The sequence below is a fragment of the Vibrio sp. OPT20 genome (assembly GCF_963889365.1).
In the GTDB taxonomy this organism is placed as follows: Bacteria; Pseudomonadota; Gammaproteobacteria; order Enterobacterales; family Vibrionaceae; genus Vibrio; species Vibrio splendidus.
The window spans coordinates 757,830-782,470 of the sequence record NZ_CAWPOA010000058.1 but is presented as its reverse complement, the minus strand read 5'-3'; the positions used below and the strand labels follow the sequence as shown (position 1 = coordinate 782,470).

The 24,641-nt window shown below is 43.8% G+C and carries 26 protein-coding genes; 12 read left to right on the top strand and 14 right to left on the bottom strand.

Translation table 11 applies throughout. From position 1 onward, the window contains the following. The first annotated feature begins 295 nt into the window (after positions 1-295). Complete coding sequence (gene norR, locus AACR09_RS15525; RefSeq protein WP_193835347.1) at positions 296-1,888, top strand: nitric oxide reductase transcriptional regulator NorR; 1,593 nt, start codon at positions 296-298, stop codon at positions 1,886-1,888. A gap of 89 nt (positions 1,889-1,977) precedes the next feature. Further along, positions 1,978-2,337 (top strand): glutaredoxin family protein, encoded by a 360-nt coding sequence (locus AACR09_RS15520; RefSeq protein WP_102447758.1) that lies wholly within the window; start codon positions 1,978-1,980, stop codon positions 2,335-2,337. A 112-nt stretch (positions 2,338-2,449) separates the two neighbouring features. Here AACR09_RS15520 and AACR09_RS15515 read toward each other — a convergent pair whose 3' ends face one another. Then, entirely contained in the window at positions 2,450-3,085 is a 636-nt protein-coding gene (locus AACR09_RS15515; RefSeq protein WP_029222001.1) for an OmpA family protein, read from the bottom strand. Positions 3,086-3,356: 271 nt separating this feature from the next. Between AACR09_RS15515 and AACR09_RS15510 the strand changes: the two genes are divergently transcribed. The 6 genes from AACR09_RS15510 to AACR09_RS15485 all read left to right on the top strand — a co-directional run bounded on the left by AACR09_RS15510 (position 3,357) and on the right by AACR09_RS15485 (position 8,979). Further along, on the top strand, positions 3,357-3,983 hold the full coding sequence (locus AACR09_RS15510; protein WP_004731367.1) for a thioredoxin domain-containing protein: 627 nt from the start codon (positions 3,357-3,359) through the stop codon (positions 3,981-3,983). Between the two features lie 114 nt (positions 3,984-4,097). Further along, entirely contained in the window at positions 4,098-4,571 is a 474-nt protein-coding gene (locus tag AACR09_RS15505) for an FKBP-type peptidyl-prolyl cis-trans isomerase (RefSeq protein WP_004731366.1), read from the top strand. Positions 4,572-4,726: 155 nt separating this feature from the next. Then, positions 4,727-5,317 carry a TetR/AcrR family transcriptional regulator gene (locus AACR09_RS15500; RefSeq protein WP_029222534.1) on the top strand — a complete coding sequence of 197 codons (591 nt, stop codon included), beginning with the start codon at positions 4,727-4,729 and terminating at the stop codon, positions 5,315-5,317. 138 nt (positions 5,318-5,455) lie between these two features. Further along, the gene (locus AACR09_RS15495) at positions 5,456-6,487 is read left to right on the top strand and encodes an NADP-dependent oxidoreductase (RefSeq protein WP_193835346.1); all 1,032 of its coding nucleotides are present in this window, start codon (positions 5,456-5,458) and stop codon (positions 6,485-6,487) included. Between the two features lie 37 nt (positions 6,488-6,524). Then, positions 6,525-7,145 (top strand): glutathione S-transferase family protein, encoded by a 621-nt coding sequence (locus tag AACR09_RS15490; RefSeq protein WP_004731417.1) that lies wholly within the window; start codon positions 6,525-6,527, stop codon positions 7,143-7,145. A 151-nt stretch (positions 7,146-7,296) separates the two neighbouring features. Then, complete coding sequence (locus AACR09_RS15485; RefSeq protein ID WP_193835345.1) at positions 7,297-8,979, top strand: RluA family pseudouridine synthase; 1,683 nt, start codon at positions 7,297-7,299, stop codon at positions 8,977-8,979. Between the two features lie 267 nt (positions 8,980-9,246). On the opposite strand, the gene AACR09_RS15480 is transcribed toward AACR09_RS15485, so the two are convergent. The 3 genes from AACR09_RS15480 to AACR09_RS15470 all read right to left on the bottom strand — a co-directional run bounded on the left by AACR09_RS15480 (position 9,247) and on the right by AACR09_RS15470 (position 11,661). Next, positions 9,247-9,540, bottom strand: a complete 294-nt coding sequence (locus AACR09_RS15480; protein ID WP_017076090.1) for a YkgJ family cysteine cluster protein — start codon at positions 9,538-9,540, stop codon at positions 9,247-9,249. A 167-nt stretch (positions 9,541-9,707) separates the two neighbouring features. After that, positions 9,708-10,892: a D-alanyl-D-alanine carboxypeptidase family protein gene (locus AACR09_RS15475; RefSeq protein WP_193835344.1), complete on the bottom strand. Its 1,185-nt coding sequence runs from the start codon at positions 10,890-10,892 to the stop codon at positions 9,708-9,710. A gap of 178 nt (positions 10,893-11,070) precedes the next feature. Then, positions 11,071-11,661 carry a DUF4136 domain-containing protein gene (locus AACR09_RS15470; protein WP_193835343.1) on the bottom strand — a complete coding sequence of 197 codons (591 nt, stop codon included), beginning with the start codon at positions 11,659-11,661 and terminating at the stop codon, positions 11,071-11,073. Positions 11,662-11,929: 268 nt separating this feature from the next. On the opposite strand from AACR09_RS15470, the gene AACR09_RS15465 reads away from it, so the two are divergent. Next, entirely contained in the window at positions 11,930-12,184 is a 255-nt protein-coding gene (locus AACR09_RS15465) for a YgjV family protein (RefSeq protein WP_010430226.1), read from the top strand. A 135-nt stretch (positions 12,185-12,319) separates the two neighbouring features. Here the strand turns inward: AACR09_RS15465 and AACR09_RS15460 are convergent, their stop codons facing one another. Both AACR09_RS15460 and AACR09_RS15455 read right to left on the bottom strand, forming a co-directional pair. Then, positions 12,320-13,783 carry a sensor domain-containing diguanylate cyclase gene (locus tag AACR09_RS15460; RefSeq protein WP_102548580.1) on the bottom strand — a complete coding sequence of 488 codons (1,464 nt, stop codon included), beginning with the start codon at positions 13,781-13,783 and terminating at the stop codon, positions 12,320-12,322. Between the two features lie 295 nt (positions 13,784-14,078). Next, the gene (locus AACR09_RS15455; RefSeq protein ID WP_193835342.1) at positions 14,079-17,246 is read right to left on the bottom strand and encodes a chitinase C-terminal domain-containing protein; all 3,168 of its coding nucleotides are present in this window, start codon (positions 17,244-17,246) and stop codon (positions 14,079-14,081) included. A gap of 43 nt (positions 17,247-17,289) precedes the next feature. Between AACR09_RS15455 and AACR09_RS15450 the strand changes: the two genes are divergently transcribed. Next, positions 17,290-17,697: a hypothetical protein gene (locus AACR09_RS15450; protein WP_193835341.1), complete on the top strand. Its 408-nt coding sequence runs from the start codon at positions 17,290-17,292 to the stop codon at positions 17,695-17,697. Further along, positions 17,697-19,283, top strand: a complete 1,587-nt coding sequence (locus AACR09_RS15445; protein ID WP_004731433.1) for a BCCT family transporter — start codon at positions 17,697-17,699, stop codon at positions 19,281-19,283. The genes AACR09_RS15450 and AACR09_RS15445 overlap by 1 nt, the downstream gene beginning before the upstream one ends. A gap of 120 nt (positions 19,284-19,403) precedes the next feature. Here the strand turns inward: AACR09_RS15445 and AACR09_RS15440 are convergent, their stop codons facing one another. Both AACR09_RS15440 and AACR09_RS15435 read right to left on the bottom strand, forming a co-directional pair. Beyond that, a complete protein-coding gene (locus AACR09_RS15440) occupies positions 19,404-19,766 on the bottom strand; it encodes a RidA family protein (RefSeq protein WP_193835340.1) in 363 nt (120 codons plus the stop codon). A 113-nt stretch (positions 19,767-19,879) separates the two neighbouring features. Beyond that, complete coding sequence (locus AACR09_RS15435; RefSeq protein ID WP_193835381.1) at positions 19,880-20,644, bottom strand: PhzF family phenazine biosynthesis protein; 765 nt, start codon at positions 20,642-20,644, stop codon at positions 19,880-19,882. Positions 20,645-20,841: 197 nt separating this feature from the next. Between AACR09_RS15435 and AACR09_RS15430 the strand changes: the two genes are divergently transcribed. After that, positions 20,842-21,288: a DUF417 family protein gene (locus AACR09_RS15430; protein WP_193835339.1), complete on the top strand. Its 447-nt coding sequence runs from the start codon at positions 20,842-20,844 to the stop codon at positions 21,286-21,288. A 107-nt stretch (positions 21,289-21,395) separates the two neighbouring features. Here AACR09_RS15430 and AACR09_RS15425 read toward each other — a convergent pair whose 3' ends face one another. The 6 genes from AACR09_RS15425 to AACR09_RS15400 all read right to left on the bottom strand — a co-directional run bounded on the left by AACR09_RS15425 (position 21,396) and on the right by AACR09_RS15400 (position 24,460). Beyond that, the gene (locus AACR09_RS15425) at positions 21,396-22,148 is read right to left on the bottom strand and encodes an alpha/beta hydrolase (RefSeq protein ID WP_193835338.1); all 753 of its coding nucleotides are present in this window, start codon (positions 22,146-22,148) and stop codon (positions 21,396-21,398) included. 208 nt (positions 22,149-22,356) lie between these two features. Continuing rightward, the gene (locus AACR09_RS15420) at positions 22,357-22,641 is read right to left on the bottom strand and encodes a YciI family protein (RefSeq protein WP_065682785.1); all 285 of its coding nucleotides are present in this window, start codon (positions 22,639-22,641) and stop codon (positions 22,357-22,359) included. 44 nt (positions 22,642-22,685) lie between these two features. Further along, positions 22,686-23,204, bottom strand: a complete 519-nt coding sequence (locus AACR09_RS15415) for a GNAT family N-acetyltransferase (protein WP_193835337.1) — start codon at positions 23,202-23,204, stop codon at positions 22,686-22,688. A gap of 70 nt (positions 23,205-23,274) precedes the next feature. Next, the gene (locus AACR09_RS15410) at positions 23,275-23,739 is read right to left on the bottom strand and encodes an acyltransferase (RefSeq protein WP_193835336.1); all 465 of its coding nucleotides are present in this window, start codon (positions 23,737-23,739) and stop codon (positions 23,275-23,277) included. Between the two features lie 120 nt (positions 23,740-23,859). Beyond that, positions 23,860-24,009: a hypothetical protein gene (locus tag AACR09_RS15405; protein WP_193835335.1), complete on the bottom strand. Its 150-nt coding sequence runs from the start codon at positions 24,007-24,009 to the stop codon at positions 23,860-23,862. Positions 24,010-24,103: 94 nt separating this feature from the next. Continuing rightward, positions 24,104-24,460, bottom strand: coding sequence for a hypothetical protein (locus tag AACR09_RS15400; protein ID WP_193835334.1), 357 nt, complete (start codon positions 24,458-24,460; stop codon positions 24,104-24,106). Positions 24,461-24,641 lie beyond the last annotated feature (181 nt).

Sequence of the window (24,641 nt, the reverse complement as noted above, 5' to 3'; positions counted from 1 at the left end):
TATTTAAAGATGACTTTATACCAATTCATTCTCAATGAGCTCTCTGGCTACATTTTTTATGAGAATCACGTGGACTGATAAATGGGCATTAATTGATTCAAATCAACTATAGGTCAGTTATTCAGTCATATAGACAACACGTAATGGACACATTGCACAAACGGTGCCAACATGCGAAAGCTTGCTGTGTCTGGCATCCTTTCAAAAATCCACTTCAAACTTTAGTCAAAAAGACCTTTTTTTTGTGTCATAAAGACTCTACCATGTATGAAAATACAAACAGTATGAGCCCTTTATGCAAGATATCTCAGCATCCACTCTCATGGAAATGACCATTGGTTTAGCCAGCGGTGTGAACGATCAAGACCGTTTTAATCGCCTAATCGATGCCATTCGTAAAACCATAACGTGTGATTGCGTCGCGCTTTTAAGCCTTCAAGGCGACACGCTAGTACCCATCGCAATGCAAGGGCTCAGTCGAGATACATTCGGTCGCCGCTTTATCATTTCGGAACACCCTCGCTTTGATGAGATTTGCGCATCACGTTCTCCTGTTCGTTTTGATGCTGATAGCTCATTGCCTGATCCTTTCGATGGCTTACTGATCGACCACGACGGCGATTTACCAATGCATGCCTGCATGGGTTTGCCTCTGCTGTTTGGTGACAAATTGTTAGGAGTGCTAACCCTAGACAGCCTAAAACCTGATGTCTTTGCGAATATTCCAGCTCGTAACCTAGAAGTTCTCGCTGCTATTGCGGCTTCAACCATGCAGATGGCGATGACTTTCTCGCAACTTGAGCATCAAGCAAAACAGTCAAAGCAATTACTGGAAGAGTTGAACGTAGAAGCGTGGGAACGTGACGGCGGCGAGTTGATTGGTAACAGTGACACCATGGTCGCGCTTAAGAACGACATCGCGGTTGTAGCACCGTCTGAGTTTAATATTCTGATTCATGGTGATACTGGTGTTGGTAAAGAGCTCGTTGCTCGTACCCTGCACCACCAATCACAACGTAAGCGTAATCCGCTGGTCTACGTGAACTGTGCTGCTATTCCTGAGAACTTGGTTGAGAGTGAACTATTTGGTCACGTTCGTGGCGCATTTACTGGCGCAGACAAAAACCGCTTAGGTAAGTTTGCTCTAGCCGATGGCGGCACACTGTTCTTAGATGAAATTGGTGAATTGCCTTTGGCAGCACAAAGTAAGTTACTGCGTGCGCTGCAAAACAACGAAATCCAACCGGTAGGCCAAGACAACATCCAAACCATTGATGTTCGTGTTCTGGCTGCAACCAACCGAGACTTAAAGCAAGAAGTTGAAGAAGGACGATTCAGAGCCGACTTGTATCACCGACTTAGTGTGTACCCTATCGCGGTACCTGCATTGAAAGAGCGTGGTGACGACATCAGCTTATTAGCTGGTTTCTTCCTAGAACAAGCGCGCCGTAAGCTTGGTATAAACCAAGTTAAGTTCCGTTCTGATGTTCTGGTATTCCTAAACCGTTACGGTTGGCCAGGTAACGTTCGTGAGCTTGAACACGTTATCAGCCGTTCAGCACTGAAAGCATTGGCTCGCAGCACTAACAAAAACCTCGTGACAATCACTAAAGAAGATTGTGGTCCACTCGACCAAGATCAACCGATTGCGACGACACAGGTAAAAAACACACCATTATCAACACCAACGATCGACCTATCCGCTGGTTTACGTGGCGCGACGGACGATTTTCAACGCAGCATCATTACTGAAGTGTTGGAAGATGCCAACTTTAACTGGGCGCAAGCAGGACGAGTTCTGAAAACAGACCGAGCAAATCTGACTCGACTGTCTAAGCGTTTAGGGCTAAATGTGGCTAAGTCTCACACGATCGAACGGACAAAATAGATATTAGCGGTTTGTTGCGAGCATCTAGCAAAACTTGTGTATATAATGCTGCAAATTGTAACGCTAATTTTAAATATGTAGAGAGAGTTATGAAGTTTATCCGTTGGTTCTTAGGTCGTGTCATCTTGTTATTGAATTTTGTATTCAGCCCACGTGGTGTGAAGCGCTCTCAAGAAGATCAAAGCAAAGTGAATGAGCAAGCAAAGACGCACACGTTATACCAATTCGAAGCGTGCCCATTTTGTGTAAAAGTGCGCCGCGCGATGAAACGTCAATCGGTTCAATTTGAACTTCGTGATGCAAAGAACAATGATCAACACCGTGCTGAGCTTGAAGCTGGTGGCGGTCGCGTTAAAGTGCCTTGCCTACGTATCGAAAAAGACGGCAAAACTGAGTGGATGTATGAATCTTCGGATATCGTTACTTACTTAGAAAAGCAATTCGCATAAGCTAATCTGCGAAACGAAAGTCAGATACAAAAAATCCCTCAAATATGAGGGATTTTTTATGTCTATTATTTGGAACTCGTCGCTTTCAATTTAGGGAAGAAAGCTCAAATGACTACTTCGACACAATCAGCATCAATTCTACACGGCGATTACACGCCTTGCCTTGCGGAGAAGCGTTAGTACAAGCCGGAACGTATTCGCCAAAGCCGCGAGTATAAATAGCACGACTCGAAACATAGTTACTTTCCAAGCGCGCTTTCACTTCTTTTGCACGTAGCTCAGAAAGCGGATCATTAACACGATCACTGCCCGTATTATCAGTATGGCCCTCAATCACCACATCAATATCTTGGCGTTGAGAAAGGTAACTGCCTAAAGTATCCAACCATTGATTGTAGGCTGGCTCAGGGAATGCTGAACCCGTTTTAAAGTTCACGTGCTGTTCCAGCTTTACCATCACATGGTTGCCCGGCAGTACTTCAAAATCGATACGGTTTTGTCTTAAAAAAACTTCCAGTGGGTCATTAGTCGAGACACCACGTCCATAGTTGGTAGTGATGGTTTTTTGTTGATGAGTGCTGTTCTGGACTGAGTAGCTGCGATTGCTCGCTACAGATGTCGTTTGAACCACACCCCATTCAGGATGCATAAGGTCGTAATCGGTTTGCGGCGCAGTTTCTAGCAGATCGTCACCTAACATACCCGTTGGTAACGTCGTTTCACACCCTGCCAAAGCTATGCTTAACATTATCGCTAAATATCTCATTACTTCACCAACCACTCATGCAGATAAACCATTCACTAATGTCTATATCGGCACCGAGGGAAAAACTTTAGATAAAAACTTTATACGAAAAGAAAGCACATCCAAAAAAAGTGCTTTTGATCACAGTTAACCGTCAACTAGCCTGTCATCACCCTCTAGTTCGAACTGTTTGCATTTATTTACCTTATAATTGTTTTCCAATTCGTACTAAATAGTTAGAATCTCACGACTTCTCAACGCTAGAGCAAACATTATGTTTAAACCATTTACTAAATTCATCACAGCACTCGCTGCCGTACTTATTATTGCGGGTTGTAGTGAAACAGACGAGCCACAGAAAGGTGTTCAATACGAAGCACTTCCTACTGCTCTAACTGAATTTAACCTGTCTCCGATCACTGAAATCTTCTCTTTAAACTGTGGTCACTGTCGTCAAATGGAAAGTGCAATTCCAGAGATTGAGTCGCTAACAGACCAAACTATTGGCAAGATGCACGTAACGTTCAATGAAAGTGCTCAAATCAGCGCAATGATCTACTACACAGCGGTGATGCAACTTGACGCGACACCTGACCACGCGTTCATGGACGACCTATTTGGTGCCGTTCAAATGGGTGCAGATGCAACGCCAGAACAGCGTCAACAAGCACTAGAGACAGCGTTCACTTCTCGTGGTTTGGTTAGCCCATACCAACTGAACAAAGAACAGCAAGTTGCTCTATTTGACTACGTTAAGAAAGCAGAAGAGATCTCAGTAAAAGGTCAAATCAACTCAGTACCAACATTTATCATCAACGGTAAATACCAAGTACTCACAGCAGGTCACCAAGACGTTGCTGGCATCGCAAAAACGATCAACTACCTTTTGACTCAACCCTAATCACGGCTTTAGCCAATTGATTAACACACTCTGTATTAACTGCGAAATTCTGCATTAACTATCAATTACTGCATTAACTATGAAATACAGCATTAACTATAAATAGGTTTTACTATGTCTAAATTTATCATCCCGGTCATTGTCTTTATTTTGGCTGGCTTCATGATCTACCGCACTTGGATGAATCATAAATCTGGCGAAGAAAATATCGAGCAAGGCCAACAGTTCCTTGTCGAAAACGGTGCTAAAGAAGGGGTTGTTACGACTGAAAGCGGTCTTCAATACCTAGTGCTTGAAGAAGGTACTGGTACAGAGCACCCAACTAAGAACAGCAAAGTAACGGTTCACTACCACGGTACACTTATCGACGGCACTGTTTTCGACAGCTCTGTTGAGCGCGGCGAGCCAATCTCATTTGCTCTTAAGCAAGTAATCAAAGGCTGGCAAGAAGGTTTGACTTACATGGTTGAAGGCCAAAAAGTTCGCCTGTTTATCCCGAGCCAATTGGCTTACGGTAAAGGCGGTTCAGGCCCTATTCCACCGTCATCAACTCTGATCTTTGATGTTGAGTTAATCTCTATCAAATAACCGAAGTGACTGATTTAAGCCCCAACATACGAGCTATGTTGGGGCTTTTTTATATGTGAACGTTTGAATAGTTGAAGCCACTTTTGCAACGACTGAATATACCGTCAAAAACCGATCACTAGACGACTGGTCTAATTTAATTTATAGTACTGCCTATGAACGAAAAAACGAATGACACACGCCTGCATGTTTTAGATGTTGGCTACCAATTAATAGTGAACAACGGCTTTAACGGCGTTGGCTTATCGCAATTGCTTAAAGAAGCGGACGTGCCGAAAGGGTCGTTTTACCACTACTTTAAATCGAAAGAGCAATTTGGCGAGGCTCTGATCCAGCACTATTTTGAGACCTACATCAGCAGAGTTGAAACTATTTTGGTTCATGGTGAAGGCAACCATTATCAGAGAATTATCAGTTATTTCACTCGATGGTCACAGATTGAAAACGGTACCTGTAACGCTCATAAATGCTTAGTAGTTAAGCTCAGCGCTGAAGTTTCTGATCTTTCTGATCCTATGCGTCAAGCCTTACTAAAAGGGGCTGAAAAAGTGACCTCTACGATACAACACTGTGTTGCTGGTGGTATTGAAGATGGCTCCATTAAAGTTGAAGACAGCCAAGAAACCGCTCAAAATCTATATTCTATGTGGTTGGGCGCAAGTTTGTTGAGCAAACTAAGCCAGAGCTCAAGCAGCTTAGAATCAGCTTTAAACCTAACCCAACAGATTTTAAAAGGTAAAAACTAACCACGTACTGTGTTTAGTCTTTATTAACGACAGATAACCCGCCCTCTTATCAATTTGATGACGGCGGGATTTTTAGACAACAAGACTAGACGACTGGTCTAATTCCAAATAAACATAATATAAAATTAAGGATATCCAATGACTCAACAAGACAATCGCCGCATCGTATTGGCTTCTCGCCCAGTTGGCGCACCGACTCAAGATAACTTCCGTTTAGAGTCAGTAGCCGCACCAACAATTAAAGACGGCGAGATGTTACTTCGCTCAGTTTATCTTTCTCTCGACCCATACATGCGTGGTCGTATGAGCGATGCTAAATCTTACGCAGACCCAGTTGCGATCGATGAAGTGATGGTTGGAGCAACCGTATGTCAGGTTGAAGAGTCAAACCACGCTGATTACGAAGTTGGCGAATGGGTACTGGGTTACACAGGTTGGCAAGATCTTGGTGTGTCTAACGGTGAAGGCCTCATCAAACTAGGCATAGAACCAACGCACCCTTCTTATGCACTTGGCATTATGGGTATGCCTGGCTTTACGGCTTATATGGGTTTGCTTGATATCGGCCAACCTAAACAAGGCGACACTCTAGTCGTTGCAGCGGCAACAGGTGCAGTAGGCGCAACCGTTGGACAAATCGGCAAACTAAAAGGCTGTCGTGTTATCGGCGTTGCTGGTGGTCAAGAGAAGTGTCAGTACGCGAAAGACGTGCTTGGCTTTGACGAATGTATCGACCACAAAGCTGACGACTTCGCGGAGCAACTGGCTAAAGCATGTGACAACGGCATCGACGTTTATTTTGAAAACGTTGGCGGCAAGGTTTTCGATGCCGTAATGCCATTGCTTAACACCGGTGCTCGTATTCCTGTATGTGGCCTTATCTCTCAATACAATGCGACATCACTGCCTGAAGGCCCGGATCGCATGTCTAGCCTTATGGGTACGCTGCTGGTCAAGCGTATTAAGATGCAAGGCTTCATTATCTTTGATGACTACGCGCACCGTTATAACGAATTTGCTGTTCAAATGACCGAATGGTTGTCTCAAGGCAAGATGCACTATCGTGAGCACCTAATTGAAGGTCTAGACGAGGCGCCACAAGCATTCATGGGTCTATTAGAAGGCCAAAACTTCGGTAAGCTTGTTATCAAAACAAACGAAGCTAAATAAATTCAAAACTGAACCCGTTAGTTAACTAGGTAGAATCATGATTACTTTGCATCACCTGAATAAATCACGCTCAAAGCGCATCATCTGGCTGTTGGAAGAGCTTGGTGTAGATTACCAAATCAAACCATACCAACGAGACAGTGTCACTTTTCTTGCGCCACCAGAGCTTAAGTCCGTTCACCCATTGGGTAAATCTCCTGTCATTGAAGACGATGGCATCGTGATCACTGAATCTGGCGCTATCACGGAATACCTAATCGACAAATACGGTCAGGGCAAGTTCGCACCAACACGCGGCACAGCTGACTACGTAGAATATTCACAGTGGTTACATTTTGCTGAGAGTTCAGGTATTTTGCCGATGCTGCTTAAAATCTTTGTGATGAAAGACGGTTGCGAGACTAATTTCCTTGGCGGCTACGCTGACGATGAAAACCAAAAGATCTTAACTTACGTGAATAATGCACTTGAAGGTAAAACCTACTTGGTTGCAGACACACTAACAGGTGCAGACTTTATGATGTCGTTCATCGTAGAAATCGTTGGTAACTTTGGTGCAACTGCGCTTTACCCTAACATTGCTAAATACGGTAAGCTTTTGGCTGACCACCCTGCTTACCAAAAAGCAGAGCAAGTAGAGCTAGAACACTCGAACTGATCGAGTTTCAATCAAGCTCGGACACACTTAGGATAAGCACAAGCAACTAAATGAAGCCAAAGCCGATTTATCTTTCGCTTTGGCTTCTCATTTGCCTTCATTTCGACAACAATACCGAACTCTAACTGAACAGCCATAGAGTTTGATTTTCATGTCAGCAAACCTTGCTCAATACACTCCACTGCTTCCCTTAAACCAAACCGCGACTCAAGACTTGTCGATACCGACTCGGTTTACGTTTCCGTATTACTATACCCCGCACCCTACGTGTGAATTAGCTATGTTGCAGCTTCAACAGTCGCTCATCGACTGTGGTGTGAATGAAACATCGCAAGGCAACCTCTATGCCGTGCTTCTTGTTCAGGATCCAACCACACAAGAATTAGGCTATTTGTCTGCGTTTTCAGGTTTGCAGTTAGATCCGTATTTGGCCTCTCAGTTAAACAACATTAACTTTGTTCTACCAGCCTTCGATTCAGAACAGTTTCAATCTCACAATAGTGCAAACCTCACTCGCCAATCACAACTAGCGGATGACATTAAGAAGCTACAACAATCGCATAACCTAGACGCATTAGTAGCTGAGCTTGAAGAGTTAACAGTCGAATCAGCACAAGCTATCGAAGCCTTTCAGTTGGCGATGACCGCGAATAAAGCTCAACGTAACGAACTCAGAGAGCAAGCCAATCAAGAAAAGGCATTGGGGAATCTAGAGTCAGCGGCGAATTTGCTCAAACAACTGGGCAATCAAAGTAGCCAAGAGAAACGCGACCTAAAAGCGCTTCGTATCGAATGGAAGCAAAAGATCGCAGAACGCCAATCACAAGTTGATTTGATCGAAAGCGAACTGAAAAACCGTAAGCAAGACCACCAAGCCATTTCAGAACAGTTGGAAACTCAACGTCTCTCTCACTATCGCTTTATCAATCAAGCTCTCGAATCAAAGAGCCTACTTGAATTGTTAGATGGCAAAGACGCTCTTGAAGGCTCTGGCGACTGTTGCCTGCCCAAGCTGCTTAACTTTGCTTTTGAACACGGGTTTAAGCCATTAGCTTTGTCTGAGTTTTGGTGGGGATTACCTCCAACAGCTGTCATTCGCCAGCACGGAAACCTATACCCTGTTTGCCAAAGCAAAAGCTTCGAGATCCTCGACCACCAGCTAAGTGATATTGAATTAGAAGATAATCCGCTTATCGTGAACCCTGCTTTAGGTAAGTCTTTTGATATTGTCTATGAAGACGACGAGATCGTGGTGGTGAATAAACCTGAGGAGTTCTTGTCGGTTCCTGGTAAGTTTATCGAAGACTCGGTTTATACACGCATTAAAGCGCGTTACCCGAATGCGACAGGGCCTTTAATCATCCATAGATTAGACATGTCGACGTCAGGCTTGTTGATCTTGGCGCTCACGGCGGAGTCAAACAAGCACATTCAGAAGCAATTCATTGATAGAACCGTCGAGAAACGATACACAGCTCTGTTAGATGGTGAGATCGACGGTAAATCTGGCGATATCAGCCTGCCTTTGCGCGGTGACATCACAGACAGACCAAGACAACTGGTTTGCCATGAACACGGCCGAAACGCAGACACCTATTGGGAAGCGATTGGTACCAGCAATGGTAAAACCAAGGTTCATCTGTATCCGAAAACAGGCCGTACCCATCAACTGCGTGTGCATTGTGCTCATCCATTAGGGCTCGGTGTACCGATTCGTGGTGACGACTTATACGGATACAAACGTGAGCGCTTGCACCTACATGCGGGTTACCTAAAGTTGATTCACCCAACAACCGGTGAATGGATGGAATTTGAAGTGCCTTCTGAGTTTTAAGCTGTTCTTATCGTGCTAAAACTATTGGTGCGATAAAACGATTGCCGCTATGAAACGATTACCGCGCTAAAATTTTTGTCCCATTAAAACTTTTTCTCGTTAAAGCTCTTATTTCACTTAAATTATTGTTTCGTGAAATTTTTATCTCATTAAACGCATCAGGGTTCTAAATCTGCTTGAGATATAGAACCCTGAAGTTTAATTTTTTTATGTGCTTATCACAGGCCGGTAGCGTACTTTCGTTACTAACTGCAATGTTGCAGACGCCTAACCCATAACATCAGTGCGTTGTTCCACACACTCGTAAGAGCCCATTTCGAACTCACGGCAGATCCAAGGTCGGTTTTCGTAAATAGTACACATCAGTGTTTCTCTATCTACCGCAGAGCACCAGCCATCGTCTAATCTCAGCATGGTCTCGCCGCCCCACTCGTCATAAGCAATATGCTCTTCAGGAACGCCGGTATCTGTGATGATCATAACCTCTAAACGACAACAGCATGCCTGACAATTGGCACAAGTTACTTCAGGTTCGGTTACGTTCTTTATCTCTATGGTCATAAGTGACTACACTGCTAAATTTTGCGTATAGTAATCGAAACCGTCCGCTACGGCTAATAAAGAAAGTAGATGACGGTGTTTTCATGGATGTAGAAATAACAATGGGCGTTGTGATTTGCTCACAACGCCCATTAAGTTTTCTCGTTTTAGCTGAATAACGACCCTATTTAGAATAGGTTCGCGAAAAACAACTTAACGTAATCCATCAGACGTTTGAATATTCCACCTTGTTCAACAGCCTCTAGCGCAATCAATGGCTGAGTTTGCACATCTTCACCATCGACTGTGTAATGAACCACACCTAGTGTTTGACCTTCTGCAATCGGTGCCTTCAACTCAGAATCAAGTTCAATCGATGCCGTTAGCTTTTTACTGTCTGACTTAGGCAGTGTGATAAACGTGTCTTCTGCAACACCCAGCTTCAATGTATCTTTAGCACCAAACCATACCTTCTCTTCAGCGACTTCATCTCCACCCTGATGCGGGTTTAGAGTATCGAAGAAGCGGAAGCCATAGCTCAACAACTGTTTGCTGTCTGACTCACGGCTCTTAACGCTTGATGCGCCCATCACAACCGCGATAAGTCTCATCTCACCTTGTGTCGCCGAACTCGCTAAACTGTAGCCAGCGCCAGAGGTATAGCCCGTTTTCATGCCATCAACCGTCAAGCTTCTATCACGCAGTAAGCCATTACGGTTGTGTTGTGTGATGCCGTTGTAACTGAACGAACGTTCGCTGTATAAGCCATAAACATCCGGTAAGTCACGAATAATCGCACGACCGAGCAGCGCGATATCATAAGGAGTCGAATAGAGGTTGTCTGCATCCAAACCATGTGCATTGGCAAAATGGGTGTTTTCTAGCTTCAGAGAGGTAGCCCAAGAGTTCATCAGGTCAACGAATGCATCTTGCGAGCCCGCAACGTGTTCCGCTATCGCAACACTTGCATCGTTACCTGATTGAATAATCAAACCACGGTAAAGATCCATCATTGCTACATCGGTATTTACTTCGATGAACATTTTTGAAGAGTCTGGGAAGTTCTTCGCCCACGCATTTTCGCTGATTCGTACCTGATCATCAGCAGAGATATTGCCTCGCTTCATCTCTTGCCCTGCCACATAGCTGGTCATCAGTTTGGTCAAGCTTGCTGGGTTTAACTTAGTGTGTGCGTTTTTTTCTACCAGCACATCACCAGAATTAAAATCAATTAACACATACCCTTTTGCGCCTAGGCTAGGTGGGCTTGGTACTATAGAAGGTGCTGCGATAGCTGCATTACTTACCATCGCTGCGTTACTTACAATGAATATACTTAATAGAGGGAGAGAGTATTTGGAAAACAGTTTCATTGAATCAAACCTAAGTTAACGTTTTGAGCAGTATAGACAAATGCTAGCAAAAGAAGCGCGAACTTTACGTTGCTTTACGTATTTGTACCATTCGTTACAAATAAAAAAGTACAATCTGCGATCTGACCATATTCTCAACAACTAATATTGACTCAACGAATGCATCCAACGGCTTATTCTATCGCTCAGGCATGCGTCTAAATAACATTTCAACAAAGCCAGTAATACGCTGTTTGCTCTCGCTTGGCTCTAAATCAGGTTGAATGCCAGACTGTGCTAATGCTTGCCATTGTACGACCTGAGAGTTAGGTACGAAAAAAGCAATGTACAGCGATCCGTTCTCGGCGACCTTTCCGTCACCATCATAAAATGGCACCCCTGTTGAAAGCTTAATCGCATCGAAAATCGAGTCATCATTTAACTCTGATTCTTCGGCCAATCCAAAACCGACAACAACATCACCAACTGCACCATTTTGATTCAGTTGATAACCTTTCGTAGCGAGTTGATCTTCAATCGCATCACGCACTAGATCGGTTACTACGGTCTCATCGTATTTTTGAGAAAGGTAAACCTGCTCTGATTCAGGGTGCCACGAGTACGTCGTTACTCCGTGTTCCATGAACTCAAAATCACCGCTGGTGACCACACCATAATTGTGCGTTGGCGGCATTTCTTGTGTGGTACATGCTGTCAGTCCAATCGCTATCAAAGCCAATAACGCTGCTTTTTTTATGCTTTTTGTTGCACAAATGGATCGTTTTATCATTCGCGGCTTCCTTACCTATATAAGAATAAATATCAATTAACCTCCCAACATAAATAGTAATTATGTTAATAGAAAGGTCATTAAACGTTTGCGTAATCGCTAACCTTCACTTCTGCCCGTTTTGGGGGTTTAATCACAAAAACAGAGTTGGTATAGTCTACCTCGTTAAACATAACCAGACCATTCGAGGCACGGAGCTTCCTCAATCATCTCATGAAGAGAAGAATTGGTACCGACAAAGTATCGGCAAATTTAAGAGGGTCAAACAATGGAATTCAATATGGTTGAAATTTTAGGTTACGCGGCATCTATTATGGTCGCAATTTCATTAACAATGAAAGATATCGTTCGTCTGCGTGTCCTTAACTTTATTGGCTGTACTCTCTTTACAGCATACGGCGTTATGATTGACGCATGGCCAGTGGTCGCGACCAACGGTTTCATCGCTTGTGTAAACATCTACTTCCTTGCAAAAATGCAAAAGGAAAAAAAAACGGAAGCGATGAAAGCAGCGAAAGCTTAAATTAGCGATTAGCATTTCAAATATTTCTGAAAAAGCCCAAATAGAGCGATCTATTTGGGCTTTTTTGTGTCTGTCGTTCTCAAGAGCATGATTTCCAACCTTCCAGCCTTTGAAGACATCGATTCTTTCAACTGATCACATATAAGCAACGCGATATTCGTTCTTTTGATACGTCTGAGTGTTGTTACGTCCCCTCTCTTTTGCTTGATAAAGCGCTTTGTCAGCTTTATCGATCGCTGTTTCAATATCAGTGAGCGCTCGATCGTGACAACAGCCAGCACTGATTGTGACAGGTGACACCAAACCTTGCAGTTGCTCTACACTTCGTCTGAGTTCCTCAGACAATTCGAATAACTCACGCTCATCACAATCAAACGTCACCAAAATAAACTCTTCACCGCCATAGCGTGCAATCAAGCGACGACGATTAACAAATCTCTTCAGTGATTTTGCGACCTCACAGATAACCCTATCGCCTTGAGCATGACCATATTGATCGTTCACCCGTTTGAAATGGTCAATATCAAGCAAAATGACACCGACATTTGTTAGCGGGTAAGGCGACCTTTGAGCAATTTTCAGCTTTAACTGCTCGATAAAACTCCGCCGGCTAGGAAGGCCAGTGAGGTAATCGAGGCTCGCAACATCCAAGATTTTGAGATGACGATGCCGCAGGTAAAGCACCAACACGATGATAATGCTCAATAGGCTCACGACCAAAGCCATTAAACTAATGAACAGCAAACTATGATTTCTATTGAGCTCCTGCTCTAAAATACCGGCGGAAATGACCCAATTCAGATAGGGGTAAAACTTATAGAAGACGTTTTTGTTGGTCGTACCATTATCACTGGAAATTGAATAGCTAAAGTGACCTTCTGGCTGGGTTGCGATTCGATCAATGAGCAGTTCGGACGAGTAGCCTATCAAGGCTTTCAATGACTTGTGTTCATAATCAGGATGAAGCACTAAGTTACCCTGAAGATCAATAATGTACACATATCCGCTATCACCGAACGCGTACTTTCTCAGCTTATCTTTTAAGCCTTCAAGATCGACCAAATACATCAATTCTTCTTTATAGGTCGTCGCGACCAAAGTATTGCCACTCGGTAGCCTCATCGAATAGGCAACTTTTGCACGCCGACTTATCTCATGTGGATTAGCGTGAAAGTATTCGATCATACCAGAGTCAATAGTGAGCTGTTTTTGGATATGAGTAAGATGCCCGCGCTTCTTTCCTTGCAAGAAAGGATGGTAAAGGTGAACGCCTTGCGGTGACATCAAATAGATATAACCTGATTGTCCAATGTGCAGTTCACTGGCGATCTGGCTGACCTGTTCAATTTCTTGTTCCGGTGTGGCATGCCATACATGGGACGCAACGGTATCGGTAATTCCTTTGAGATATGTCTTTATCGCCTCATTAACTGTTGTGTCGACAATATCGTAACTCGCATTCACAATCGTTCGAAAAAATAGCTGGTTGGATTCCAACAGTGACCTTTCAGTTCGGTTAAATTGAAAGGCCGAAAGAATCATCGACACAATGGCGAGCGCAATGGAAAAACTAAGAATGTATTTACGTCTGACTTTCAAGATTACCCCATAGATTTATAATTTTAGGTAACGCTGTGACTTCTCTTATATACAGACTGTTTTATATCATGGTTTTATTTTTTACTGAACGAGTGTCGATATTTTTAAGGGTTTCTATACGCAATCTGTGACTTAAAGCAAAAACGCCGAACTGGATTCAGTTCGGCGTTTTAATTTTACGTTGAAGTTGATGACTTAAACTACACTAAAACCCTGATAAATAGACTTAAAAGCATTCGTATTTACTAGCTATTACTGCGATCTATTGTCTATAAATGGATTAGTTAGCATTAAATTAAGAACAAACCTGAGTCCAGCTACCATCACTACCCGGTTCAGAACTTGTCCACCAGTTCGCTTGGTAAATACTACCGTTATGAACCACTTGGTCGCCAGTGTTTGCATGGCTTGGGTTACCCGCCCAATCTTTCTGAGGTAAGTCTGGGTAAACCGCTAAACCGGCTGTATCACATGTACCTGGGTTTGTACCACCATCGCCAGGGTTACCGCCACCTGAACTGATATCACCTAATGGTAGGTCTGGTTGCTCAAAGCTAAATGCATAATCGATACCGTTCACGCTTACTGCATAGTTAGCAGGGCCGGAGATTGGCAAGTAATACACCATATCTAGCTCATACACGCCACCAGCTGGAAGCTCTTCCCATGTAGGCAAAGTAAACGCCACTCGGTGCATGGTTCCATCTAATCCACCAATGTTATCCGCACGAGTATGACCCGAAGCAATCACAGTTAAACCACCTCCCGATTGATCTTTTGCGTTATCAGGTGCTGACACTGGGATATCGAATTGGAACTCGGTACCGCCCGGAAGTGCTTGACCTGTGTTGTTTGTAAACGTGATCTTAGGGTTAATTGGGTAGTTTTGGTCACCGACTTTGAAGCCACCAACCGATACCGTAATATCTAGAGCTTCTGTCGGGATAGCGCCCGTCGCTACCTTGTTTCCGTATGGGGTCGCAGACTTAAACTTGTCGTAGATAGCTTTCGTCATGGTGTTACCCATGTGGAACTCACCGTTACCGCTATTACACGCTTGTTCAGTAGTATCAATAGACGTTCGGTTGCCACTTTCATCGAGTACATAACAGTTGTAATCCCCTGCTAGTTCCCAGAACATGATACCGCCGATCTCCTTGTCGATAACGTAGTCTGCTTTCACGTTGATAGAATCTTTATCTTCCGTTGAAAGGAATACGCCCTTCTCTACGTTCCACAACCAAGGAGCAACCGCCACGCTGTCGTAGTTACGCGTGTAAGTGCCTGTTAGAACATCAGATGGATCATTCACAGGATCAAGCTTGTAAGCCTCTGCATACGAACCCCAAATGCCTTTCTCTAGGTTCTTCGCGTGCCACATTGGGTTAGAACCCGCGCCCATTTCGTTACCTTTTGGATCGGTATCGTGCCACATGTTGTCGATACCAATTGCACCATGGCCACAGTTATTCTTCTCTCCTTCCCCCGTACCTGCTGAACATTCAGCTTGGTTTGGAAGTGCAGCTCGGCCCCAAAGACCATTTTCGCCTCCGGTTACACCTTGCCAGCCACGAGTGTAGTAAGGCACACCGATATTAATACGACCTGCTGGCATAGAACCACGGAAGTAATGGTAAGCCCAATCTGTGTTCAGATAACCGATACCACCGTAAGCCGCAGTGCCGTAAACGTTCCACTGTGCTAACTCTGAATCTTTACCTGTATCAAACAACGCAGCGTTATGACCTACGTGATCGTTCCACGCACCGTGAAGGTCGTAAGACATGATGTTCACGTAATCGAGATACTTAGTCACATCGAATGTTTCCATACCGCGTAGCAGGTAACCAGAAGAAGGCGCCGCGATCGTTAACATGTAATGATTACCATCTTGCGCAGACGCCGCATCAAGCTTCTCACGAAGCACTTTCATCAACACTTGGTACGAAGCCCATAGGTATTGACGACGTGGTTCCATGAAGTCTTTGTCGTACGGATTACCGGCACCCGCCATAGAGGTTGGGTATTCGTAATCGATATCTAGACCATCGAATTGGTATTTACGCAGCATTTCCACCGCGGAAGTGGCGAATGTTTCGATACCTTGATGGTTAATAGAACCGTCGGCGTTGGTCGTCATTGTGTAGAAACCACCATCAGCCACTCGGCTACCGTCAGTGGCGAAGTGACCACCCGTTTCCGCCCAACCACCGATTGAGATTAAAGTCTTAACATCGTGTTTTTTCTTAGCGGTCGCTAATGCACCGAAGTGACCTTTGAAGCCTAAGGTAGGATCAACTTCAACGCCCGGCCACTCTTTACCAACCGCTGCGTTGTTCGGATCGTTCACATCACCCACGTTTACTTTGCCATCTGAGCCAATGCTCACGAAAGCGTAGTTAATGTGTGTAAGTTGTTCCCAAGGAATATCATTGACTAAGTATGCGGCTTGCGGGTCGTCCCCTGCACGCCAGCTGGTGAAGTAACCAATGACACGACGTGGGTGATCCGCGCCCATTTTCTCACGGCCTTCATCATCGTAAATAGTACAGTAAGGAACATCGACACCTTGAGTTTGATACAAGCCATCAGGACGGCATGTGCTTACTGTTGGCGCGCCATTCACCGTCAAAGAAGCCAGCGCTGAATCTGTCGTTGCGCCTTGATTGTCAGTCGCTTTTGCGTAAACCGCTAAAGAACCCGCTTGAGTAGTTGTGTAATCAAGCGTGTAAGGGGTAGTTGCAGCTGTGCCAATAAGAGCGCCTGCCACATAGAAATCTACTTTATCAACCGTGCCATCGCTGTCTGCTGCTGTTGCGGTAAGCGTTACTACACCACCAACATCGACCGAAGCTACTGAAAGCGCAACCGAAACTGTCGGTGCTTCATTTCCTGGCAGAACTGAATCAACAGCCACTGAAACTTCACTAGCAAGGCTTGCCGCACCTTCGTTATCTGTCGCGACAACTGAAACCTGATGGTTACCCGACGTTGCAGCCCACGTTGCTTCAAATGGTGCCGCTGTCACAACCGCGACCGAAGAACCATCAACAAAGAATTCTACGGAAGCAACACTACCATCAGCGTCCAGCGCTGTTGCGCTTAATACGACATTGTCGCCTTCAACAATCACATCTGATGCTGTAGGCGTTGTTAATGAAGCCGTTGGGGCTTCGTTTGGTGTACCACCACCGCCATTACCACTACACACATCGACTTTCTTCCATTGTGCGTAATCGCCTTCAAATTGGCTTGGGTTGTTATTTTGATTCCAGTAGTTTGCTGAGTACGCACTGCCGTCATGTGAAACCTGATCACCACCAGTATATACAGTGGCAGAGTCCCACGTTTCTAACGTTGAGCAATCCACAGCCGCATAGCTATTGAACGCCATTAAGCATGACGCGGTGAGAGTACTGAGTGTAAAAACCTTCTTGGCCACTCTTCCTTGGTTTAGGTGCATGTTAGCTATCCCTTAAGTTGTTGTTTCAAGATGTTTAATTTAAATGGAACTTTATTCACCACTTAAATCTCTTCGCAAAACAACTGTAGGTAACAACGCAAATTTAACACCTAAAATATTCTCTATTTATAAAATGACTCGCATTAATTTGTTTATAGCATGCAATGAGTCGACACTTATTTTGCACCAACAACTAATATTAATTTATTTCGGAAAGCTAAAAAATAATGTCTCAAAAATCAGAAATGTGACTCAGCGTTGGGGAAAAATTCGTATCAAAACTAACCAAAAAGTAGAGATTTACAGTCGATTTGGCTTTCTTTTTGGAATTCGCCCACCTTTTGATAACAAATGTGTTAGTATCTGCGGCTTTTTTGACGAACCTCACATTTCTATGCAAGTGTGGGAGAAATACATAGGCTTGAAAGAGCCAAATATAGCGAAGAAATAATGTCCAACTTGACGCAAGTCGCCAACGAAAACATCAACGCAGAAGCTACTTCTATCGATTTCAATAAAGCTCAATCTTTGGGTGAAAAACTGGAACTCGGAAACCCAGTATTTTGGCTTAGTGGGAGTTTTTTAACCCTCTTTGTCGTCCTTGCTTTCACCAACACCTCCGTGTTGTCCGAACTTGTAAACATCGGCTTTAGTTACTCAACTAAGTGGTTCGGTGCTTTCTGGCAAGTCCTACTACTACTCAATTTCATTATCGGCTTAGTGCTTGCACTAGGACGCACAGGCCACGTTCGTTTAGGAACGCTTGCTCTCCCTGAAATGACCACCTTTAAATGGATGTCTATCGTCCTATGTACGCTGCTAGCTGGCGGTGGTGTGTTCTGGGCAGCCGCAGAGCCTATTGCTCACTTTGTTTCAGCCCCGCCACTTTATGGCAACGCTGATCCTCAAGCGATGGCGTTCAACGCCCTATCACAATCTTTCATGCACTGGGGCTTCCTTGCATGGGCAATCTTAGGTGGTTTGTCTTCCATCGTGTTAATGCACCTGCATTACGACAAAGGTCTTCCTCTTAAGCCACGCACGCTGCTTTACCCAGTACTTGGCGACAAAGCAATCAACAGCTGGATTGGTAACGTAGTCGACGCGTGCAGCATCGTCGCTGTAGCCGCAGGTACTATTGGCCCTATCGGTTTCCTTGGACTGCAAATCAGCTACGCGTTGAGCGAACTGTTTGGTATTTCCGACAGCTTCGCAACTCAAAGTGTGGTTATCGTTTTCGCTATCGCAATGTACACACTGTCTGCATTGAGTGGCGTGAACAAGGGTATCCAACTGGTTAGCCGTTACAACATCATCTTATCAGTGTGCCTAATCGGCTACATTCTGCTAGTAGGCCCAACGAGCTTCATCATTGATGGCTACCTACAAGGTATGGGCGAAATGGTGGATAACTTCATCCCAATGGCACTGTACCGCCAAGATACAGCGTGGCTAGGTGGCTGGACGGTATTCTTCTGGGGTTGGTTCTTAGGCTATGGTCCGATGATGGCGATCTTCATTGCTCGCATCTCACGTGGCCGTACCATTCGCCAAATGATCGTCTCTATCAGCATCGTAGCACCGCTAGTAACGTGTTTCTGGTTCAGCATCGTTGGTGGTAGTGGTCTAGCGTTTGAATTAGAGAACCCAGGCGTAATTTCTAGCGCGTTCGAAGGCTTTAACCTTCCTGCTGTGCTACTGGCAATTACCGCTCAACTGCCGTTCCCTACTTTGATTGCGATTCTGTTCCTTATCCTGACGACCACGTTCATCGTGACAACAGGTGACTCGATGACTTACACCATCAGTGTTGTAATGACAGGCACTACAGAGCCAAACGCAGCCGTACGTACCTTCTGGGGTATCATCATGGGTGCAGTAGCTATCGCGCTTATCTCAATGGGTTCTGGCGGCATCTCCGCTCTACAGTCATTCATTGTAATCACTGCGGTTCCTGTATCGTTCATCTTGTTGCCGTGTTTATGGCACGCACCGAAAATCGCGAAGCAGATGGCCAGAGATCAAGGTCTCGCTTAATGCCTAATCCGATTTAGTTTCGGGTAGCGTATAAAATTAAAAAGCCACTCAAGTGATTCACCTGAGTGGCTTTGTTGTATTTATAACGTTCTATAAGGTTGTTGGTACCAGTATCTTCAATTACTGGAATTTTTCACCTGCAGCAACCATAAACGACATCTCAACCAATAGTTCTGGGTTGGCCAGTTCAGCTTTTACACATGCACGGCTTGGCGCACAGCCTTCAGGAAACCACGATTCCCAAACTTCATTTAGTGCGTCAAAGTTAGCAAAATCTGTTAGGTAAATCGTTACCGACAATACGCGAGATTTGTCACTGTCGACCAAACTCATCATTTCTTCAGCTTGTTCGAAGATTTGCTGAACCTGACTCCTAATTCCTGCCGTTGTATCCGTCTCTGGTACTTCCACAAAGCTTGCGATGCCATTAAATACAGTTACATCTGACCAACGTTTGGTCGGGTTAATTCTATGGATTTTCACGAGCGATTCTCTTCTTATAATTAGGGATTTACGTCAACGTAATCTAATCCAAATTCCTAATATTGAAAACATAAATTAGAAAGCTCTGCCTCTCCAGTGAGATCACCATTCTCTTATGGACGGCATTCAACTCGTGCCGACACCACAATTGAAGAGTCTGTCTTCCTCTCAACTTCAAAACAACCACCAGAGCTTGAAAGCTGACGAACTGAAAGCTTGTCTTTCCCTAGCTTATCAAACCAATATGGAGCCCGTGAACATTGTGCCGAACCTGTTGCTAAATCCTCCGAAATACCGATTTTCGGAGCAAAATAGCGCAGAACATAACTGTCATCTGAGCTTTTGGCTGTCACCATCACTGCATGCAGATCTTTAATTTTTTTATACAATTCAAAGTCAGGCGAAAAATTCTTTACGGCTTCCTCTGATTCCAAAATCAGCACTAAATCTCTTGTAGAAAAAGCTTCGACAACAGATTGATTTAAAGCCGCCAAATCAATAGAAACATCGTGTAACTGCGAGTAAGGTTTACCCTTCCAGCTTGGCAGCTCTATTTGAGACAAGCCTTCCTTTCTAGAAATCACGACCTGTCCATAATCACTATTTAGGGTAACCTCATTGAACTTATACTTTTCGATCAAACTAGTGCCTGCAGCCAAACTTCCGTGACCACAAAGGTTTATCTCACCATCTAAGGCAAACCAACGAATATCGAAAGCATTCCCTGATTTCACGACGAAAGCTGTGATTGGCAGTGCGAGTTGATGCGTTACTTCTAGTAATTCCGAGTCGGCTAACCATTGGCCAAGTTCTACGACCCCACAAGGGTTACCTTTCGCTGACTCCCCACCAAATACATCATATATAAGCGCTTTGATAACCTATCTCCTTATTCTGTCATCTAAAGCTCTCATTCAAAGCTCTAGTTTCTTTTTCTTTACACAAATCATTAGCATAGAGAACACTAAAAGTTGCCAAGCATTATGATTCATACAGAAAACTAATACTCTCATAGCGAAATTAATTTTGCACTAGTGCGGTCATATTCAGGGATTTTATTAAATGGAGTACTTTTATGCATGTTCAAACCTATGATTTAAAACAGAGTAATGTCGGATACAACCTAGGCGTGATTGGCGTAGCATTAGTGTTAGCTTGGATTGGTATTTACAAATTTACACCAACTGAAGCGATGCTTATAGAACCCCTAATCGCAAACCACCCAGCAATGAACTGGCTTTACAATCTGTTCTCGGTACAAGCAGTGTCTAACATGGTGGGTGGTGCAGAGATCATTGTCGCGATTGGACTGATCGTTGGATTTAAGAAACCAACAATTGCTTTCTATTCAGGCATTGCTGCAGCGGTCATCTTTGTTGTGACACTTAGCTTCCTAATTACAACGCCAAACGCTTGGAAAGTATCGGATGGCATCTTAGTCACTAACTTCTTTTTAGTGAAAGATATCCTGTTCTTGGCGATCGCTATTAGCGTAATCGAACGTAACAAACCTCAGAAGTAACCGTAAATCTATAAGCGGCCGTAACTAGAAGTAACCTTAAACCTTGAAATAAAAAGACTCGAAGCTGGCTAGAAGGACGCTGCCAGCTTCTAATGGATTAGATGTTTCTACTCAACTTTTACTTTCAACTCTTCGCACGCTAAGCCATCCAAAAAGCCAATAATAATATCATTCGTACTTTGCTTCGCGAGATTAGAGCCATAATCACTTAAATCCATATGTTTAGAGTTTGGAATCTCAACAACACAACTACCATATTGCTTTTGCTCTGATTCAGTCGGTAGTACCCCCTCTTTAGTAGGGTATTCAGTTGCTCGAATGGAAAGCACTCGGATACTTTCACTTTTAGGTAACGTGACTCGTTTATGGTCGAGCGTAATTAACTGAGAAACATAACTTTTATTTTCGTTACTCAACCATGTAGAAATATCGCCACCATTCGAATGCCCGACCAAGGTTAACTTGTCAAAATCATAAGTAGGGAAACGACTCGCTAGCTCATGTTGAAGTACGTTGAGAGTTTGTGCCCCTCGCATCCAATTCTCAATTCGTGTCTGATACAAGTCACCAGTCTTCGATAGAGGAGGATCACTTGGTAGTTCGTGATCGACATAAATGGTCATGTACCCCCTATCGTTGAGCATTTCTCCAACAAAACTATATTTGGTGAATGGAACTCGATTACCGGCACTAATAAAAGCCACGTCACACTGTTCTTTCGTTGTGCAACTATCAGAATCCTGCGGTAAAACAATCTCTAGAGGTATAGAGCGATCTCTTGTTGAATCAACAATGACCATTGACTGCGCTGTCGCAGACATAGATAAGGCACCTAAGAAAACACCTATTAAACACTTCATATCACCTCGAACTCATACACATAAGTAATGCAGCCATTAAGACAAGAGAAACTATGCCTCGAATCTTCAAAACTGCCCTGTCAAATTTGCGGCTAGTATTACTCATACAAGTTCACATCTCAAGCTGCCAGTGGCGAGAGTTTAGACTATAAAGCCCAACTAAAACAACAGGTTAAAATACCAATTAACTTCGTAGAATAAATGCACTCTATAACAAAAACTCGAACTCTTGAGACGCCTTGGTCGGCAATATCTCGATGACTTCATACTTAGCGATATTCTCTCGTAGAAAGGGATCCTCGGTCAAAATCATGTCTAACTGTTCCCTGTTACTAAGCGTGGATAAAATAACACCACCAGTTCGAGGGTTCTTACGACCCGACAACTGAAAGTGCCCGAGTTCATACTGCTTGTTTAAAAACTCAACATGTTCTGGAATGAAGCGATCTACTTCTTCCAAAGGCACTTGGTACTCAAGAGAAACAATAAACATAATCTTTCCTTACTATAAGATGAGTTAACATTGAAAGTATTCAGTTACACAGATAACGCTTTGCGATAATAATGAGCATCTTGAGCCTTCCCTTTGAACACGGCGTAACTTTCAACGCGCTCAACTAAATCAAAGCCTGTATTGGATAAGATTTTGTTTGAACCAACATTACCCACTAACGCATAGGCATCAACATATTTAAGGGATGAGTGCTCGGCCAAGTAGATAAGTAACTTCCTCACCGCGTTAGACGCAATGCCTTTTGAAGCAAAGGGTCGACCTACTCGATAACCTAGCTCCCCACTTCCAGCGTTCTGGTCGATATCACGAACATTGATTCGCCCACAAATAGTGCCATTAGCGTCTTTGATCAACATAGGAATCATCTCGCCATTGTCATACTCTGTTAGAAAGCTAGTGACTTGCTCGACAACACCCGTATTAGAATAGAAACGGTCTTCCCGGGCTGGGACAAATTGCTCAAACCACTCTCTATTTTCAACTTCAAACTCCAATAAAGCACTGGCATCGCTTGGGTGAAGTAAGTGTAAAAATACATCCATAATCAATACTCTGTCGCTTATCTAAAAAGCCGCACCTTATGATTCATACAGCTCAGCTTGTCTTATGAATCTAAGGTAAGTCTCTTAACTTCTTAGCAGGGTTGCCAGCATAGATACCTTTCTCGGTGATGTCTTTTGTCACCACACTGCCCGCGCCGATTACCACTCCTTCACAAACACTGACAGACAACACTGTCGCATTAGAACCGATGGTAACGTTATTTGCGATAACGGTCCGTCCCCAACTGTCTGGGTTTGGATCTGGTTTGCCATCTTTGAACAAGTCATTGGCAAACATCACCCCGTGCCCAACAAAGCAGTCACTTCCGATAGTCACATACTCGCAAATAAAGGTGTGAGATTGAATCTTACTTCTCTCGCCTATCACGGTGTTCTTTTGAATCTCAACAAAAGGGCCAACGAACACATCATCGTTAAGCTCACAGCCATAAACGTTGCTTGGTTCGATGATCGTGACATTCTCGCCACAGGTAATGTCAGTAATCTGTACCTTTAACACTCTTGGACTGGCCATACTTCCTCTCGACATTAGCGTCACAATTCAACATAAGCGATTGTGCCGTAGCCATTTAAGCACAAGCAAGTTGGAGTAGAGAGAGTTGGCGGTGGATCAAACATTCCACGAGTCTGTTTACTAAAACAACCCAACCAGCAAAACTGACAATAACACTCCACTAATAAAACTTGGGGCATGAAATGGGCGAGCTTTAGATTTTACGTACTCTTTCTGAAGATCTTCTTGATAAGTTTTAACAGCGAGTTTTTTAACGTAGTTATTTTGCATAATAAGCTCCTTTTCAATGAGTAAGAGAAGCTTAAGACTTGAAGTTAGGTTGAAGTAAAGCAAAAATTCAGATTAATTGGACACTTTAGTTTTGTTACTCGAGGACTACCCTGAACACATCGTTATTCACGCCGCCAACATCCACTAACTCTCCCGGCTTCATAACAAGCGAGGCGTTCAGCTGTCGTGTTGAACGTGGCTCTTTCATTTCTCGAATCACTAACATATCGACAAAGTAGCCTGAGTTTTGCTTTGATATTGAGCCCGAGAAAGTAACACTCTCTTTTCTATTGGCTAGCACCGAATTAAATGTTTTATCCTCTAAAACACCTGCAGAGATGGATGTATCACCATAAAATAGCGTGATGGTTGTTGGGTCGGGTACCAACTCTTGATTGGACGAACACCCTATTAGGGTAAGGCATAGCAGTAAAATGGCTCGAAATTGCATAAGCTGGTTTTCTTTATTACGTTAAGCGTCTGTTTTTCATATTAAAACACTTCAACCTTATAAATACCATATTTACGGGATAAGCTTAGGTGTGTCGCTTCGATGGACTTGAGTAATGAGGTGAACGGATCAGATCACGGCCTGTTGAATTTGCTCCCTGTTTGGAAACTAAAGCCGAGAT